Genomic DNA, 16044 nt, shown 5'->3' on the forward strand with positions numbered 1-16044 from the left:
ATCGGGTCTAGTGGCGATCGCCAGCGCGGCGCAGCCGGGCGCAGCGGGTCGCCACCATCGGATCACGCCGGTTCGGAATTGAGCTGGCGCACGGCCTCGATGCGGGCCTTGAGCTGATCCCGGGTCGCCGCCGCGATAGGGGGTCCACCGCACCGGCGGCGCAGCTCGTTGTGAATCCAGCCGTGCGGCTTGCCGGTCCGGTGGTGGGCGACCGACACCAGCGAGTTGAGTTCGCGGCGCAACTCGCGCAGCTGCCCGTGGGTAGTGATCGGCGTGGGCGGGCTTGACGCCGTCGCGGCGCGTTTCTGCAACTGCTCGTCCTGCCGCCGGTGCAGCAGCGCGCGCATCTGCTCGGCGTCCAACAGCCCCGGGATGCCCAGATAGTCGGCCTCTTCTTCGCTGCCGGCGGGGGCGGCGGTGCCGAACGAGGAGCCGTCGAAAATCACCTGATCCAGCTCGGCGTCCGCGCCCAGTGAGGTGAAGCCGTTCTCTTCGGTCTTTTCGTTCTGCGTCCTGACCGCGGGATCTTCGTCAAGCGGATCACCCTCGGACACGCGGTGCGGTTTGCCCAGCACGTGATTGCGCTGCGCCTCGAGCTCGCTGGCCAGTTGCAGCAGGTTGGGCACCGACGGCAGGAAGATGCTGGCCGTCTCGCCGGGGCGCCGCGAGCGCACGAACCGGCCGATCGCCTGCGCGAAGAACAGGGGAGTGGAGGCGCTGGTCGCGTAGATACCGACCGACAAGCGGGGCACGTCAACGCCTTCGGACACCATGCGCACCGCGACCAGCCATCGAGTGTCGCTCGCCGCGAACTCGCTGATGCGCGCCGAGGATCCGGGGTCGTCGGAGAGCACGACGGTCGGTGCTTCGCCGGTCAGCTTCTTGAGGAGGGTGGCGTAGGCGCGAGCGGCCGTTCGGTCGGACGCGATGATCATGCCGCCCGCGTCGGGCACGTGCTCGCGCAGCTGACGCAGCCGCTGGTCGGCGGCGGTGATCACGGCCGGCATCCATTCGCCGGCCGGGTCCAGTGCGGTGCGCCACGCCCGTGCGGTCTGTTCGGCCGACAGCGGCTCGCCGAGCCGCGCCTCGTGCTCCTCGCCCGCGCTGTCGCGCCAGCGGGCCTGGCCGGAATAGGCCATGAACACCACCGGGCGCACCACCCCGTCGGCCAGTGCTTCCGCGTAACCGTAGGTGTGGTCGGCCTGCGAGCGCATCAGGCCCTCGCTGTCGGGCTCGTAGTTGACGAACGGGATGGGGCTGTCGTCGGAGCGGAACGGCGTCCCGGTCAGGGCAAGTCGACGGGTCGCGTCGCTGAACGCCTCCCGGATCGCGTCGCCCCAGGTCTTGGCGTCCCCGCCGTGGTGGATCTCGTCGAAGATCACCAAAGTCTTGCGCTGCTCGGTCCGCACCCGGTGCAACGTCGGATGAGAAGCCACCTGGGCGTAGGTGACCACCACGCCGTGGTACTCCGGCGAGGTCTGCGGGTTGGAGTTGGAGAACTTGGGGTCCAGCGCCAGGCCCTGACGCCCGGCGGCCTGCGCCCATTGGATCTTGAGGTGTTCGGTGGGGACGACGACGGTGAGCTGCTCGACGGCGCGGTGGCCCATCAGTTCACCCGCGATCCGCAGCGCGAACGCCGTCTTGCCCGACCCGGGAGTTGCGACGGCCAGGAAGTCGCGCGGCTCGGTGCCGAGGTACTTCACCAGCGCACGGCGCTGCCAACCGCGCAGCGGCCGGCTGCTATCGGCGGAACCGACCGGCTGCAGCGACAAAGATCCCCCCGAGTGGCTGGCTGGACTGATGCGCCTGTCGATGCCAGGTGCGGCTGTAAAATCTAGCATGGCAACGCTTTTCGCCGTAGTTGCGACATGGCGATGCTGGTCGGCTCAGCGTGCCGCGCCGAGATTGAATTCAGGTACACCTCCCCCGGCGTGTCGTGTACCTGGTTTCAGTGTCGCGGGATCAAGTCGTGGCTCAACGGGGCCGCGGTGGCCCGGCTAGGCTGGCGGTCGTGTTTGAATCGCTCTCCGATCGCTTGACCGGTGCCCTTCAAGGGCTACGCGGCAAAGGCCGCCTCACCGACGCCGATATCGACGCCACCACCCGTGAGATCCGGCTTGCGCTGCTGGAAGCCGACGTTTCGCTGCCCGTCGTGCGGGCGTTCGTGCATCGGATCAAGGAACGCGCCCGGGGCGCCGAGGTGTCCGGTGCCCTGAACCCGGCGCAGCAGGTCGTCAAGATTGTCAATGAGGAACTCATCGGCATCCTCGGCGGGGAAACCCGGGAGCTCGCGTACGCCAAGACCCCGCCGACCGTCATCATGCTCGCCGGCCTGCAGGGCTCCGGTAAGACGACGCTGGCCGGCAAGCTGGCCTACCGGCTCAAGAATCAGGGCCATACGCCGCTACTGGTGGCTTGCGACCTGCAGCGTCCGGCCGCCGTCAACCAGCTGCAGGTCGTCGGGCAGCGGGCCGGCGTGCCGGTGTTCGCGCCGCACCCCGGCGCATCCCCCGAGTCCGGCCCGGGTGACCCGGTCGCGGTCGCGGCGGCAGGCATCGCCGAGGCCAAGGCCAAACACCACGACTTCGTCATCGTTGACACCGCTGGCCGGCTGGGTATCGACGAGGAGCTGATGGCCCAGGCCGCCGCCATCCGCGACGCGGTCAATCCCGACGAGGTGCTGTTCGTCCTGGACGCGATGATCGGTCAGGACGCCGTCGCCACCGCCCAGGCGTTCGGGGACGGCGTCGGATTCACCGGCGTCGTGTTGACCAAGCTGGACGGCGACGCCCGTGGTGGCGCCGCGCTGTCGGTCCGCGAAGTCACCGGGGTGCCAATCCTTTTCGCCTCCACCGGGGAGAAGTTCGAAGACTTCGACGTCTTCCACCCGGACCGGATGGCCAGCCGCATCCTGGGCATGGGCGATGTGCTGAGCCTGATCGAGCAGGCCGAACAGGTCTTCGACGCCCAGCAGGCCGAGGCGGCCGCCGCCAAGATCGGCACCGGGGAACTTACGTTGGAAGACTTCCTCGAGCAGATGCTGGCGGTGCGCAAGATGGGCCCGATCGGCAACCTGCTGGGCATGCTGCCCGGCGGCGCGCAGATGAAGGACGCGCTGGCCGAGGTCGACGACAAGAGCCTCGACCGGCTACAGGCCATCATCCGCGGAATGACGCCCGAGGAGCGCGCCGACCCAAAGATCATCAATGCTTCCCGACGGCTGCGCATCGCCAACGGCTCCGGCGTCACGGTGTCCGAGGTCAACCAGCTGGTGGACCGGTTCTTCGAGGCCCGCAAGATGATGTCGTCGATGCTCGGTGGCATGGGGATACCGGGAATCGGGCGCAAGTCTTCGACACGCAAGTCCAAGAACGCAAAAGGCAAGAAGGGTAAGAAGGGCGGCCGCGGCCCGACGCCGCCGAAGGTGCGCAGCCCGTTCGGACCTGGAGCTGGGATGCCGGGCATGCCGGCCGGGTTCCCGGACCTGTCGCAGATGCCCGAGGGGCTCAACGAGTTGCCGCCCGGTCTGGCTGACTTCGACCTGTCCAAGCTGAAGTTCCCGGGCAAGAAGTAGTCCCGCCGTGCGGCTGCACGTGCGCGGTTCGGCTCTGCCTGGCGACATTCCCACCGAACTGTGGATCGTCGACGGCCACATCAGCACCGAACCGGTGTCCGGCGCCGACACCCTCTTCGAGGGCGGCTGGATCCTGCCGGGCCTGGTGGACGCGCATTGCCACGTCGGCCTCGGCGAGCATGGCGCCGTCGAACTCGACGAGGCGATCACCCAGGCCGAGACCGAACGTGATGTCGGGGCGTTGTTGCTGCGGGACTGCGGCTCACCGATCGACACCCGCAGCCTCGACGATCACCACGACCTGCCCCGGATCATCCGGGCCGGTCGGCACCTGGCCAGGCCCAAACGCTACATCCCCGGCCTGCCAATTGACCTCGAAGACGAGTCCCAACTGCCGGCCGCGGTGGCCGAGCAGGCCCGGCGCGGTGACGGCTGGGTCAAGCTGGTCGGCGACTGGATCGACCGCAAGATTGGTGACCTCGCGCCGTTGTGGTCCGACGACGTCCTGCGGGAGGCCATCAATGCCGCGCACGCCGAGGGTGCCCGGGTCACGGCGCACGTGTTCGGCGAGGATGCGCTGCCCGGACTGATCCGCGCCGGCATCGACTGCATCGAACACGGCACCGGCCTCACCGACGACACCATCGCGCTGATGGTCGAACGCGGCACCGCGGTGGTGCCCACCCTGATCAACCTGGAGAACTTCCCCGGCATCGCCGATGCCGCGACCCGCTATCCGACATATGCCGCGCACATGCGCGACCTGTACGACCGCGGGTACCGCCGGGTGGCGGCGGCGCGCGACGCCGGCGTGCCGGTATATGCAGGCACCGACGCCGGCGGCATGATCCGGCACGGTCGCATCGCCGACGAGGTGGACGCCTTGCGCGGGATCGGCATGAGCGCTGAGGAGGCGTTGGGTGCGGCGTGCTGGGACGCCCGGCGCTGGCTGGGCCGGCCAGGCCTCGAGGACGGGGCATCGGCAGATCTGTTGTGCTACTCGCAGGACCCACGACTGGGCCCGGGGGTGCTGACCCGGCCCGATCTGGTGATCCTGCGCGGCAACCCGTTTCGGCCCTCCTGACCAGGCAAGTATTCGCCCAGTGTTAGCCGCGCGCTGACTGCGCCCCGCGCGGGGATGGTTACTATCGCTGGATGGCGTTGGCCAGCGGTGCGGCCTTTGCCGGGTACGTCGTGGTGCGGATGCTGAGTTCCTCCGCGACCGGTGGGCTGTACCTGGTGCAACGGCCTGATGTGCGCGGGTGGCGGGCCTTAAAGGTGCTGCCGTTGACGTTGTCGGCGGACGGCGATTTCCGCCGGAGGTTCCACCAAGAGACCCAGGTCGCAGCGACCATGTACCACCCCAACATCGTCGAAGTGCACGACCGCGGCGAGTTCGAGGGACAGCTGTGGATCGCGATGGACTACGTGGAAGGCACCGATGCTGCCCAGCTGATGGCCAGTCGGTTCCCGGCGGTGCTGCCGCTGGCCGAAGCGCTGGGCATGATCACCGCGGTGGCCGGGGGCCTGGACTTCGCCCACCAGCGGGGGTTGCTGCATCGGGACGTCCGGCCGGCCAACATCCTGCTGGCGACGACGGACGAACCGCGGATTCTGTTGACCGACTTCGGCTTGGCGCGTCCGCCCACCGAATCGGCCTACGCCGCGCCGGAGGAGCTCGCCGGTGCCGAGCCCGACGGTCGTGCCGACCAGTACGCGCTGGCCGCGACCGCCATGCACTTGTTCACCGGCGCGCCGCCTGCGGTCGGGACGCGACTGCGCGATCTGCGTCCCGACCTGGACCGGCTGGACGGGGTGCTGGGCCGGGCGATGGCCGAGAATCCGTCCGACCGGTTCGGTAGCTGCCGTGAGTTCGCCGAGGCGCTGGCCGCGCACGCCGGCGTCCCGGATCTGAGCGATCTCAACCACGGGGCCGCAGAGGCAGCCACGGTCGCCCAGGTCGCCGAGGTCGCCGAGCAGCCCGTTCCGGAACCCGCCTACGTCGTCGACTACCCGGCCTATGGCTGGCCCGAACCGCCGCAACCGCCGCCGCCAGCTCCGCGACCGGCCACCGTCCCGCCGCCGCGGCAAAACACGATGTTGCAGTCCGCCGCCGGGTCGCTGGCGCGACGGTTGGATGAGTTCTCCAATCGCACCAAACCGCGGCGGGGGCCGCGGCGGATCCTGGTCGGTGTCGCCGCGGTACTGCTGCTGGCCGGCCTGTTCGCAGCCGGCGTCTCGATCGGGCGCAAGACCATGACGATGTCGACTCAGGCGGGCAACCCCGCCACCACGACGCCGGCTGCGTCGAGCACCACACCGAGTAGCACCCCCGCCGGCTCACCGCTTCCGCTCGAGGGCATGTACGTGATCGAGGTGCAGCGCTCGAGGCAGACCTTCAACAACACCCCGACCCCGCAGCCGCCGGACGTCGCCACCTGGTGGGCGTTCCGGTCGTCGTGCACGCCCACGCGCTGCGTGGCGGCGGCGACTCTGCTCAACGACGCGGACCACACCCAGGCGAAGTCTCCGGACGTGCACCCGCTGCTGCTCGAGTTCCAGGGCGGACAGTGGCGATCGCGGCCGGAAACCACCAAATTTCCCTGCATCGGGCCCAATGGCGTGGCCAGCACCCAGACCACCGTGCAGGTGGTGGCACTGCGTCCAGAACCGGAGGGCAACCTGGCCGGCGAGATGACCGTCACGGTGAAGACCGACGAATGTAGCCAGCAGGGGGGAGTCATCCGCATCCCCGCTCAAGCGAGCCGGACCGGCGAGACGCCGCCCGGGGTGAACGTCCCGGACCCGGTGCGGATCACGCCCACTAGCGAACCGCCCACCGTGACACTCACGGGTCCGCCAACCACCACACACCGTTAGATCCACGAGATAAAGATTGCGAGTGATCGCTATCTATGTTAGCGTCTTGCCAACGCGACGACTTGGAGGAAACTGTGACTTTCGACGTGATCATCCGCGACGGCCTATGGTTCGACGGCACCGGTGCGGCGCCGCAGACTCGTAGCTTGGGCATTCGCGACGGCGTGGTGGCAACCGTGTCGGCCGGGCCGCTGGATGAGACCGGCTGCCCGGAGGTGATCGACGCCGGGGGCAAGTGGGTCATGCCTGGCTTCCTCGATGTGCACACGCACTACGACGCCGAGATCCTGCTCGACCCCGGCCTGCGCGAGTCGGTGCGGCACGGCGTGACCACCCTGTTGCTGGGCAATTGCTCGCTGTCGACGGTCTACGCGAATTCCCAGGACGCTGCCGACCTGTTCAGTCGTGTCGAGGCGGTGCCGCGCGACTTCGTTCTCGGCGCGTTGGAAAGCAACAGGACCTGGGCGACGCCCGCGGAGTACGTCGAGAAGCTCGACACGTTGCCGCTGGGGCCCAATGTCGGCTCGATGCTTGGTCATTCGGACCTGCGCACGTCGGTGCTCGGCCTGGAGCGGGCCACCGACGGTGATGTCCGGCCGACCGACGCCGAGTTGGAGAAGATGGCCAAGCTGCTCGAGGAGGCGCTGGACGCCGGGATGCTGGGCATGTCCGGGATGGATGCGCCGATCGACAAGCTCGACGGTGAGCGGTTCCGCTCCCGGGCGCTGCCGTCGACGTTCGCGACCTGGCGAGAGCGGCGCCGGCTGATCAAGGTGCTACGCAAGCGCGGCCGGATACTGCAGAGCGCCCCAACGTCGACAGCCCGGTGTCGGCGCTGATGTTCTTCCTCACCAGCAGCCGAATACTGAACCGCCGCAAGGGCGTTCGGATGAGCCTGTTGGTGTCCGCCGACGCCAAGTCAATGCCGTTGGCCGTGCACACCTTTGGACGCGGCGCTCGCCTGCTGAACAAGCTGCTGGCGTCCAGCGTGCGGTTCCAGCACCTGCCAGTGCCGTTCACGCTGTACTCCGACGGCATCGACCTGCCGGTGTTCGAGGAGTTCGGCGCCGGCACGGCCGCCCTGCACCTGCGTGACCAGCTGGAGCGCAACCAGCTGTTGGCCGATGAGTCCTATCGCCGGAAATTCCGCCGCGAATTCGACCGCGCCAAGCTGGGCCCGTCGCTGTGGCATCGCGACTTCCACGACGCGGTAATCGTGGAATGCCCCGACAAGACGTTGATCGGCAAGAGCTTTGGCGCGATCGCCGACGAGCGCGGGCTGCACCCGCTGGATGCGTTCCTCGACATCTTGGTGGAGAACGGTGAGCGCAACGTGCGCTGGACCACCACCGTCGCCAACCATCGGCCCAAGCAGCTGGACAAGCTGGCCGCCGACCCGGTTGTCCACATGGGCTTCTCCGACGCCGGCGCGCACCTGCGCAACATGGCCTTCTACAACTTCCCGCTGCGACTGCTGAAGCGCGCCCGCGACGCCCACCGGGCCGGTAGGCCGTTCCTGACGATGGAGCGGGCGGTGTACCGGCTGACCGCGGAGGTGGCCGAGTGGTTCGGCATCGATGCCGGCACGCTGCGGGAAGGCGACCGCGCGGACTTCGTCGTGATCGACCCCGCCCGCCTGGACGACTCGGTGGACGGCTACTACGAGGAGGCGGTGCCGTTCTACGGCGGACTGCGCCGCATGGTCAATCGCAACGACGCGACGGTGGTCGCGACGGGTGTCGGCGGGGCGGTCGTCTTCCGCGATGGCGAGTTCTGCGAGGGCTACGGCGAAACGGTGAAATCCGGTCGGTACCTGCGCGCGGGCCAGCGGCATGCGCACGGGGCCGGACGGGCCCTGAGCGCCACCGCGTAGCGATGGCCAGGACCCAGCAGCAGCGCCGCGAGGAGACGGTCGGCCGGCTCCTCGAGGCCTGCATCGACACCATCATCGAAGTCGGCTACGCCCGCGCTTCGGCGGCGGTGATCACCAAGCGCGCGGGGGTGTCGGTCGGGGCACTGTTCCGGCACTTCGAGACCATGGGCGACTTCATGGCAGCCACGGCATCGGAGGTGCTGCGCCGGCAGCTGGAGACGTTCACCAAGCAGGTCGCCCAAATACCGGCCGATCGGCCCGCGCTGGAGGCCGCGCTGGCGATTCTGCGGGACATCACCAGCGGACCCGCCAACGCCGTGCTCTACGAATTGTTGATCGCCGCCCGCACCGATGAGAAGCTGAAAACGACTCTGCAGCATGAACTTTGGCAGTACCGTGCGAAGATTTACGATGCCGCGTTAACTATGCCGGGGACGGAGAACATCCCGCAGGACACGCTGCCGGTGCTGGTGGCGCTGTTGACCAACGTGTTCGACGGAGCCGCGGTGGTGGAGGGCGTGTTGCCCCAGCCCGAGATCGCCGAGCGCCGGATTCCGGTGCTGACCGCGCTGCTGTCCGCGGCGTGGCCGGCTAGGTGAGCGCGACCAGACGCGAAAGCGCGCTACAGCGAGCCGATGCTGGCTTGCGGGCTGAGCGCGAAGCCCCAGTCGAACAGGCTGGCGGCCTGATCCCAATAGGTCGGCCCGCCCTCCTTGACCAGCCCGTACATCATGGCGATCACCAGCCGGCGGCCGCCGCGCGCCGCCGCGCCGACGAACGTCTTGCGGGCGGCGTTGGTGAAGCCGGTCTTGCCGCCGATCGCGCCGGGGTAACGCTGCAGCAGCTCGTCCTGGTTGGTGATCACCAGGTCACCCCCGTCACCGGGGCCGCCGGGAAACATCGCCGACGGCTTGGCGGTGATCGCCGCGAATACCGGGTTGGCCATGGCGGCCCGGAATATCACCGCGAGGTCGTGGGCGGTCGATGCGCCGGGGCCGTCGGGGCCGTCCAGTCCGGACGGCGTCGACGCATGAGTGCTCGAAGCTCCCAACGACGCTGCCTTGGCATTCATCTTGGCCACCGTGGCGCCCGGTCCACCCAGCATGTGCGCCAAGGTATTGGCGGCGTCGTTGCCCGAGACCAGCAACAGGCCGTCGAGCAACTCGCGCGTGGTGTAGCTGTGGCCCGCCTTGACCCCCACGCAGTTGCATTCGACATCGGTGTCTGCGGCGTCCGCGACCACCGTGGAGTCCAGGCCCAACTCGTCCAGCACGACCAGCGCCAGCAGCACCTTGATCGTGCTCGCCGGGGGATGCACCGCGTACTGGTCGCGGCCGGCCAGCACCTGACCGCTGTCGAGGTCGGCGACGATCCAGGTTTGGGCGGGACCGTCGGGAATCGGCATCGAACCGGCCGGCTGTACATCGGTGTCGGCCGACGCGGTGCCGGCCACAAGACAGATCGCCACCAGCGCAGCGGCGGCGGCCAAGAGCTTTCGCATGGGCGCTGAGTGTAACCGTCCTGGCCCCGGTGTTGAATCGATGCATGTTGAGCTTGGCCGAAATTTCTGACCGCCTGGAGATCCAGCAACTCCTGGTGGATTACTCCACCGCCATCGACTCGCGTCGTTTCGACGACCTGGACAACGTCTTCACCCCGGACGCCTATATCGACTACACCGCCCTCGGCGGGATCGCCGGCGAGTATCCGGAGGTCAAAAAGTGGCTGTCGGAGGTGCTGCCGAACTTCCCGGTGTATTCGCACATGTTGGGCAACTTCTCGGTCCGCATCGACGGTGACACGGCGTCGTCGCGGGTGATCTGCTTCAACCCGATGGTGCTGGGCGGGGACAAGGAGCAGATCCTGTTCTGCGGGCTCTGGTACGACGACGAGTTCGTGCGCACCGAGCAGGGCTGGCGGATGACGCGGCGGGTGGAGACCAAGACGTTCCAGAAAGTGCTCTGATTTCGTCCGGAGCACCCGGTTCTGGCACAATTGGCCGCTGTCCGCCGCGCGATCAAGATCGTTCGGTGGTCACACACGCGAGGCGAAACCGGGCCCGGGCATCCTGCCCGTGTCGCTGAATTGCAGCGTGACACACACAGGAGAAGTCGCTTAACCATGGCTGTCAAGATCAAGCTCACTCGGCTTGGCAAAATCCGCAATCCCCAGTACCGCATCGCTGTCGCCGACGCGCGCACCCGTCGCGACGGCCGTTCCATCGAGGTGATCGGCCGGTACCACCCGAAGGAAGAGCCGAGCCTCATCGAGATCAACTCCGAGCGCGCGCAGTACTGGCTGTCCGTGGGCGCCCAGCCCACCGAGCCGGTGCTGAAGCTGCTGAAGATCACCGGTGACTGGCAGAAGTTCAAGGGCCTGCCCGGCGCCGAGGGCCGGCTGAAGGTCAAGCCCGCCAAGCCCAGCAAGCTGGAGCTGTTCAACGCTGCGCTGGCCGAGGCCGAGGGCGGTCCGACCACCGAGGCCACCAAGCCGAAGAAGAAGTCCGCGCCGAAGAAGGCCGCCAAGAGCGAGGAAGCCGCGCCTGAGGCGGGAGCCGAGACCGGGGCGGAGAAGGCCGCGGCCGTGGCTGAGACCGAGCAGGGCGAGCAGTCCGCGCCGGCGACGGAAAGCTGACCAGGCCATGAGCACCGTCGTGGTCGACGCGGTCGAGCACCTGGTCCGGGGGATCGTCGACAACCCCGACGATGTGCGGGTCGACCTGGTGACCAGCCGTCGTGGCCGCACCGTCGAGGTCCACGTTCATCCCGATGACCTGGGCAAAGTGATTGGTCGCGGTGGTCGTACCGCGACCGCACTGCGCACCCTGGTCGCAGGCATCGGTGGCCGCGGTATCCGCGTCGACGTGGTGGACACCGACCAGTAGCGCAGCCGATGGAGCTGATCGTCGGGCGCGTGGCGAAAGCCCACGGCATCACCGGCGAACTCGTCGTCGAGGTACGCACCGACGATCCCGACGTACGGTTCGCGCCGGGCAGCACACTGCGCGCCCGTAAGCCCCGCGACGGCGGCCCCTCCCGCAGCTACGTGGTGGAAGGGGCGCGGCCGCATGGTGCCCGACTGCTGGTGCGGCTGGCCGGTGTGGCCGACCGGGACGCCGCTGACGCGCTGCGCGGCAGTCTGTTCGTCATCGACTCGGATGAACTGCCGCCGATCGATGAGCCCGATACGTATTACGACCACCAGCTGGAAGGCTTGCGGGTCGCGACGACGGCAGGGCAGGAGATCGGTGTGGTGGCCGAGGTACTGCACACCGCCGGTGGCGAACTGCTGTCGGTCAAGCGCGAGGCCGGTGAACTGTTGATCCCGTTCGTCAGCGCCATCGTCACGTCGGTGTCGCTGGACGACGGCACTCTCGAAATCGAACCGCCCGACGGTCTGCTGGACCTGGGGTAAGCGTGCGCATCGACGTCATCTCGATCTTTCCGGCCTACCTCGACCCGCTGCGACAATCATTGCCCGGCAAGGCGATTGCGTCCGGTCTGGTGGATCTGCAGGTGCACGACCTGCGGCGGTGGACCCACGATGTGCACCACTCGGTGGACGACGCGCCGTACGGTGGCGGGCCCGGCATGGTGATGAGGGCGCCGGTTTGGGGGGAGGCGCTGGACGAAATCTGTTCGGCGGAGACCCTTTTGGTGGTGCCTAGCCCGGCCGGCGTGTTGTTCACCCAGGCCACCGCCCAGCGCTGGAGCAGCGAGCGGCACCTGGTCTTCGCCTGCGGTCGCTACGAGGGCATCGATCAGCGGGTGGTCGACGACTCGGCACGCCGGATGCGCGTCGAAGAGGTGTCGATCGGCGACTATGTGCTGCCCGGTGGCGAGTCGGCCGCGCTGGTGATGATCGAAGCAGTGCTACGGCTGCTGACCGGTGTATTGGGCAATCCCGCGTCACACGAGGACGATTCGCACTCACCGGCGCTGGAGCGGCTGCTGGAGGGGCCGAGCTATACGCGGCCGGCCAGCTGGCGTGGGCTGGACGTGCCGGAGGTGTTGCTGTCCGGGGATCATGCCCGCATTGCGGCCTGGCGGCGTGCGGTGTCGTTGCAGCGCACCCGCGAGCGGCGACCGGAGTTGCTGGATTAAGTGGTGGCGAGCAGGGAAACGCGGGGTGCGCCGTGGGCGGGGGACGCTAGATGCGGCCGTTGGGGAAGATGGTCTTGACCGCTTGGGTGATCGTCTCGCGCGCGGTGGCGTCGTCGGAGGGTTGCAGGGATTCGATGACCATGATATAGCGGCGGTCGGCGCCGATGATCCCAGTGGACAGGTGCATCCAGTCGGCGCCGACGCAGCACATCCAACCCTGTTTGACGGCAACGGGTTCGGCGTACAGACCGTCTGGAATGCCGAATCGCTGCGGGTAACCGTCGACTCCCGTCGGGGTGGAACGGGCCAGGTCGTTGACGATGAGCCGGGCGCGATCGGGCGGCAACCCGCCGGAGCCGTCGAGCAGCCGCTCGTAATAGCGGATCAGGTCCGGCGCCGAGCTGATCGTGTTCCACCAGCGGCCGTCGCTGGGCGGCGTGGTCGAGGTGAGTCCGTAGCGGCTGGCCACCTGCGTGATGATCGCGTCGCCGCCGTCCTGGCCCCAGAACTGCTCAGCGGCGCCGTCGTCGGAGGACTGCAGCATCAGGTCCAACGCCTGGTGATCCTCAGCAGACAGCGTCACCCGGCCGACGGATTCCTGCAGCAGCAGGTTGTCGGCGATAAAGAGTTTGGCCACCGATGCGGTGGCGATGATCTGGCTGTTGCCGTTGGACACCAGCTGATGGGTAGCGCGGTCGAGAATGGCCACCGCCAGGGTCGCGCCACTGGCAGCGGCCTGATCGGTGGCCTGCTGGATACGCGCCTGCACGCCCGTGAGCCCGCCCAGGCCGATGGTCGGCAGCGCCATCGGCGCCGCGGTCGGGGTGATGGCCCGCAATAGCAGCTCTACCAGCTGCTGCTGCGGCTGCGGTTCGGGCTGGGACGTCGCCTGACCGGTCGAAGTGAACGCCTTGGCGTGGACCGTCGCCTCACAACCGGCAACCACCACCAGAGCCGCCGCGGCGACGGCGGTCAGCATGGTCAGCGGCCGGGCTCGCATTGCACTCCTTCGGCGTTCTCAGGCGTAAAGCAACGTGAAGCTGGGCCGGGATTTGGGTATACCGATGGTTTCGGATCAGCGCGGTTCAGCCCCAGTCATATGTACCATTTGCAGCGGCTTTGCGTCGGGCGCGAATCACGACAGTTTCCTGTGATTTTCACTGCATGACCCGCATCTGGCACAATTGGCCAGTTGTCTCCAGCGGTTGCCGGCGGGCCAGGTGCCTACCGCCTGCTGCGAGGTACACCCAGAAGCCCTAACCATCGGCTTGGTGACCGTTGCACGCCCGCGTGCGCCCGGTTGACGAAGCCGCGACCCCGAGGAAGTGTCTTTCCAATGAACAGGCTGGACTTCGTCGACCAGGCGTCGCTGCGCGACGACATCCCTGCCTTCGGCCCAGGCGACACCATCAACGTGCACGTGAAGGTCATCGAGGGCGCCAAGGAACGCATCCAGGTCTTCAAGGGCGTGGTGATCCGGCGGCAGGGCGGCGGCATCCGCGAGACCTTCACGGTGCGTAAGGAGAGCTACGGCGTTGGCGTGGAGCGGACCTTCCCGGTGCATTCGCCCAACATCGACCACATCGAGGTGGTGACCCGTGGGGACGTCCGTCGCGCCAAGTTGTACTACCTGCGTGAACTCCGCGGCAAGAAGGCCAAGATCAAGGAGAAGCGCTGACCTTGGTGGGGTCCCGGCGTCCGCAGCTGCGCGCCTAGTGCTGGCTACGCTGATCTCGTGACTGGAACCGAGGACTCTCCTCCGGAGGATTCCCCGTCGGCCGCTGATCCTGGAACCGAGCTCGAATCGGAGTCCAAGACCGACGACTCGAACACCAAGAAGCGCTCGACGCTGCGCGAACTCACGTGGCTCGCCATCGTTGCGATCGGCATCTACTACTTCGTGCTGACGTTCGTCGCGCGTCCGTATCTGATTCCGTCCGAGTCGATGGAACCCACCCTGCACGGGTGCGCGACCTGCGTCGGGGACCGCATCATGGTCGACAAGCTCACCTACCGCTTCAGCTCGCCGCAACCCGGCGACGTCATTGTGTTCAAGGGCCCCCCGTCCTGGAACGTCGGCTACAAGTCGATCCGCTCGTCCAACACCGCCCTGCGCTGGCTGCAGAACGCGTTGTCGTTCATCGGCTTCGTGCCGCCCGACGAGAACGATTTGGTGAAGCGGGTGATCGCGGTCGGCGGGCAGACGGTGCAGTGCCGGGCCGACACGGGGCTGACGGTCAACGGCAAACCCCTCAAAGAGCCGTACCTGGACGCGAACACCATGATGGCCGACCCCTCGGTCTATCCGTGCCTGGGCAGCGAGTTCGGGCCGGTCACCGTCCCGCCGGGACGGCTGTGGGTTATGGGTGACAACAGGACCCATTCGGCGGATTCCCGCGCGCACTGCCCGATGCTGTGCACCGGTGATCCGATGGCGGGGACGGTGCCCGTCGCCAACGTGATCGGCAAGGCCAGGTTCATCGTCTGGCCGCCGTCGCGGTGGGGTGGCGTAGGTTCGGTGAACCCTCAGCAGGCGCAATAGTCATGGCCACCACCTGGCCGCCCCGGACGGTGATCCGCAAGTCTTCCGGATTACGCACTTTGGAGTCCGCGCTGCACCGCAGCGGGTTGGGGCCGGTGGCCGGAGTCGACGAGGTGGGCCGCGGAGCATGCGCGGGCCCGCTAGTGGTCGCGGCCTGCGTCCTCGGCCCGAACCGTCTGGAAAGCCTTGCTGCTCTTGATGATTCGAAGAAGCTTACGGAGAAGGTGCGGGAGAAGCTGTTCCCGTTGATCTGCCGGTATGCCCTCGCCTATCACGTGGTGTTCATCCCGTCGACCGAGGTGGACCGGCGGGGCGTGCACGTGGCCAATATCGAAGGGATGCGTCGTGCGGTGGCTGGCTTGTCGGTGCGCCCGGGCTACGTGCTGAGCGACGGTTTCCGGGTGCCGGGGCTGGCCGTTCCGTCACTGCCGGTGATCGGTGGTGATGCGGCCGCCGCGTGCATCGCCGCGGCCAGTGTGCTGGCCAAGGTGAGTCGGGATCGGTTGATGGTCGCCATGGACGCCAAGCACCCCGGGTACGGTTTCGCCGAACACAAGGGCTATAGCACTCCAGCGCACAGCCGCGCTCTGGCCAGCCTGGGGCCGTGCCCCGAGCACCGCTATTCGTTCATCAACGTTCGGCGGGTGGCCACGGGATCCACCGTCCGGACCGTGGCCGAGTGCCTGCCCGACCCTCCGGGCGAGCACGGGTCATACCAGTGAGGAAAGATGGGGCATCAGCTCCGGGAGAAGGACGTCTGAACAGATGAGCGCAGAAGATCTCGAAAAGTATGAAACCGAGATGGAGCTCTCGCTGTACCGCGAATACAAGGACATCGTCGGGCAGTTCAGCTACGTCGTGGAGACCGAACGCCGCTTCTACCTGGCCAACAGCGTGGAGATGGTGCCGCGCAACGCCGATGGCGAGGTCTACTTCGAGCTGCGGCTGGCCGACGCATGGGTGTGGGACATGTACCGTCCGGCCCGGTTCGTCAAGCAGGTGCGGGTGGTGACGTTCAAGGACGTCAACATCGAAGAGGTCGAAAAGCCCGAGTTGCGGCTGCCGGAGTAGG

At 67.7% G+C, this 16044-nt stretch carries 15 protein-coding genes and 2 pseudogenes; 14 read left to right on the forward strand and 3 right to left on the reverse strand.

All coding sequences use genetic code 11. The features are described 5' to 3' along the window. Positions 1-62: 62 nt before the first annotated feature. On the reverse strand, positions 63-1841 hold the full coding sequence (locus tag BN972_RS07390) for a DEAD/DEAH box helicase (RefSeq protein WP_080696728.1): 1779 nt from the start codon (positions 1839-1841) through the stop codon (positions 63-65). Positions 1842-2011: 170 nt separating this feature from the next. Here BN972_RS07390 and ffh point away from each other — a divergent pair, with 170 nt between their 5' ends. The 5 genes and pseudogenes from ffh (at position 2012) to BN972_RS07415 (ending at position 8926) form a co-directional block, all read left to right on the forward strand. Then, on the forward strand, positions 2012-3574 hold the full coding sequence (ffh, locus tag BN972_RS07395; protein ID WP_036356871.1) for a signal recognition particle protein: 1563 nt from the start codon (positions 2012-2014) through the stop codon (positions 3572-3574). 7 nt (positions 3575-3581) lie between these two features. Further along, entirely contained in the window at positions 3582-4658 is a 1077-nt protein-coding gene (locus BN972_RS07400; RefSeq protein WP_036354586.1) for a metal-dependent hydrolase family protein, read from the forward strand. A 71-nt stretch (positions 4659-4729) separates the two neighbouring features. Continuing rightward, positions 4730-6454, forward strand: a complete 1725-nt coding sequence (locus tag BN972_RS07405; RefSeq protein ID WP_036354589.1) for a serine/threonine-protein kinase — start codon at positions 4730-4732, stop codon at positions 6452-6454. A gap of 35 nt (positions 6455-6489) precedes the next feature. Beyond that, positions 6490-8327 (forward strand): annotated as a pseudogene (locus BN972_RS07410) (N-acyl-D-amino-acid deacylase family protein). Between the two features lie 2 nt (positions 8328-8329). Continuing rightward, entirely contained in the window at positions 8330-8926 is a 597-nt protein-coding gene (locus BN972_RS07415) for a TetR/AcrR family transcriptional regulator (RefSeq protein WP_036354592.1), read from the forward strand. A 23-nt stretch (positions 8927-8949) separates the two neighbouring features. Here the strand turns inward: BN972_RS07415 and BN972_RS07420 are convergent, their stop codons facing one another. Continuing rightward, on the reverse strand, positions 8950-9828 hold the full coding sequence (locus BN972_RS07420; RefSeq protein WP_036354595.1) for a D-alanyl-D-alanine carboxypeptidase family protein: 879 nt from the start codon (positions 9826-9828) through the stop codon (positions 8950-8952). Positions 9829-9872: 44 nt separating this feature from the next. Here BN972_RS07420 and BN972_RS07425 point away from each other — a divergent pair, with 44 nt between their 5' ends. The 5 genes from BN972_RS07425 (at position 9873) to trmD (ending at position 12430) form a co-directional block, all read left to right on the forward strand. Continuing rightward, positions 9873-10292, forward strand: a complete 420-nt coding sequence (locus BN972_RS07425; RefSeq protein ID WP_036354598.1) for a nuclear transport factor 2 family protein — start codon at positions 9873-9875, stop codon at positions 10290-10292. Positions 10293-10448: 156 nt separating this feature from the next. Then, positions 10449-10961, forward strand: coding sequence for a 30S ribosomal protein S16 (gene rpsP, locus BN972_RS07430; RefSeq protein ID WP_036354601.1), 513 nt, complete (start codon positions 10449-10451; stop codon positions 10959-10961). Between the two features lie 7 nt (positions 10962-10968). Then, positions 10969-11211, forward strand: a complete 243-nt coding sequence (locus BN972_RS07435) for an RNA-binding protein (protein ID WP_036354608.1) — start codon at positions 10969-10971, stop codon at positions 11209-11211. An 8-nt stretch (positions 11212-11219) separates the two neighbouring features. Further along, entirely contained in the window at positions 11220-11741 is a 522-nt protein-coding gene (rimM, locus tag BN972_RS07440) for a ribosome maturation factor RimM (protein ID WP_036354610.1), read from the forward strand. Positions 11742-11743: 2 nt separating this feature from the next. Then, positions 11744-12430 carry a tRNA (guanosine(37)-N1)-methyltransferase TrmD gene (gene trmD / locus BN972_RS07445; RefSeq protein WP_036354613.1) on the forward strand — a complete coding sequence of 229 codons (687 nt, stop codon included), beginning with the start codon at positions 11744-11746 and terminating at the stop codon, positions 12428-12430. Positions 12431-12476: 46 nt separating this feature from the next. On the opposite strand, the gene BN972_RS07450 is transcribed toward trmD, so the two are convergent. Continuing rightward, positions 12477-13430 carry a serine hydrolase gene (locus BN972_RS07450; RefSeq protein ID WP_036354615.1) on the reverse strand — a complete coding sequence of 318 codons (954 nt, stop codon included), beginning with the start codon at positions 13428-13430 and terminating at the stop codon, positions 12477-12479. Positions 13431-13766: 336 nt separating this feature from the next. Between BN972_RS07450 and rplS the strand changes: the two genes are divergently transcribed. From rplS to BN972_RS07470, 4 genes and pseudogenes are all read left to right on the forward strand, one after another. Next, the gene (gene rplS / locus BN972_RS07455) at positions 13767-14108 is read left to right on the forward strand and encodes a 50S ribosomal protein L19 (protein WP_036354618.1); all 342 of its coding nucleotides are present in this window, start codon (positions 13767-13769) and stop codon (positions 14106-14108) included. 57 nt (positions 14109-14165) lie between these two features. Further along, on the forward strand, positions 14166-14972 hold the full coding sequence (lepB, locus tag BN972_RS07460) for a signal peptidase I (RefSeq protein WP_036354621.1): 807 nt from the start codon (positions 14166-14168) through the stop codon (positions 14970-14972). Between the two features lie 2 nt (positions 14973-14974). Then, positions 14975-15716: pseudogene (locus BN972_RS07465) on the forward strand (ribonuclease HII); the annotation flags it as partial. Positions 15717-15737: 21 nt separating this feature from the next. Further along, positions 15738-16043: a DUF2469 domain-containing protein gene (locus tag BN972_RS07470; protein ID WP_012393608.1), complete on the forward strand. Its 306-nt coding sequence runs from the start codon at positions 15738-15740 to the stop codon at positions 16041-16043. Position 16044: the final 1 nt, after the last annotated feature.

Origin of the sequence: Mycobacterium asiaticum DSM 44297, from assembly GCF_000613245.1 — a bacterium.
Classification (GTDB): Bacteria; Actinomycetota; Actinomycetes; order Mycobacteriales; family Mycobacteriaceae; genus Mycobacterium; species Mycobacterium asiaticum.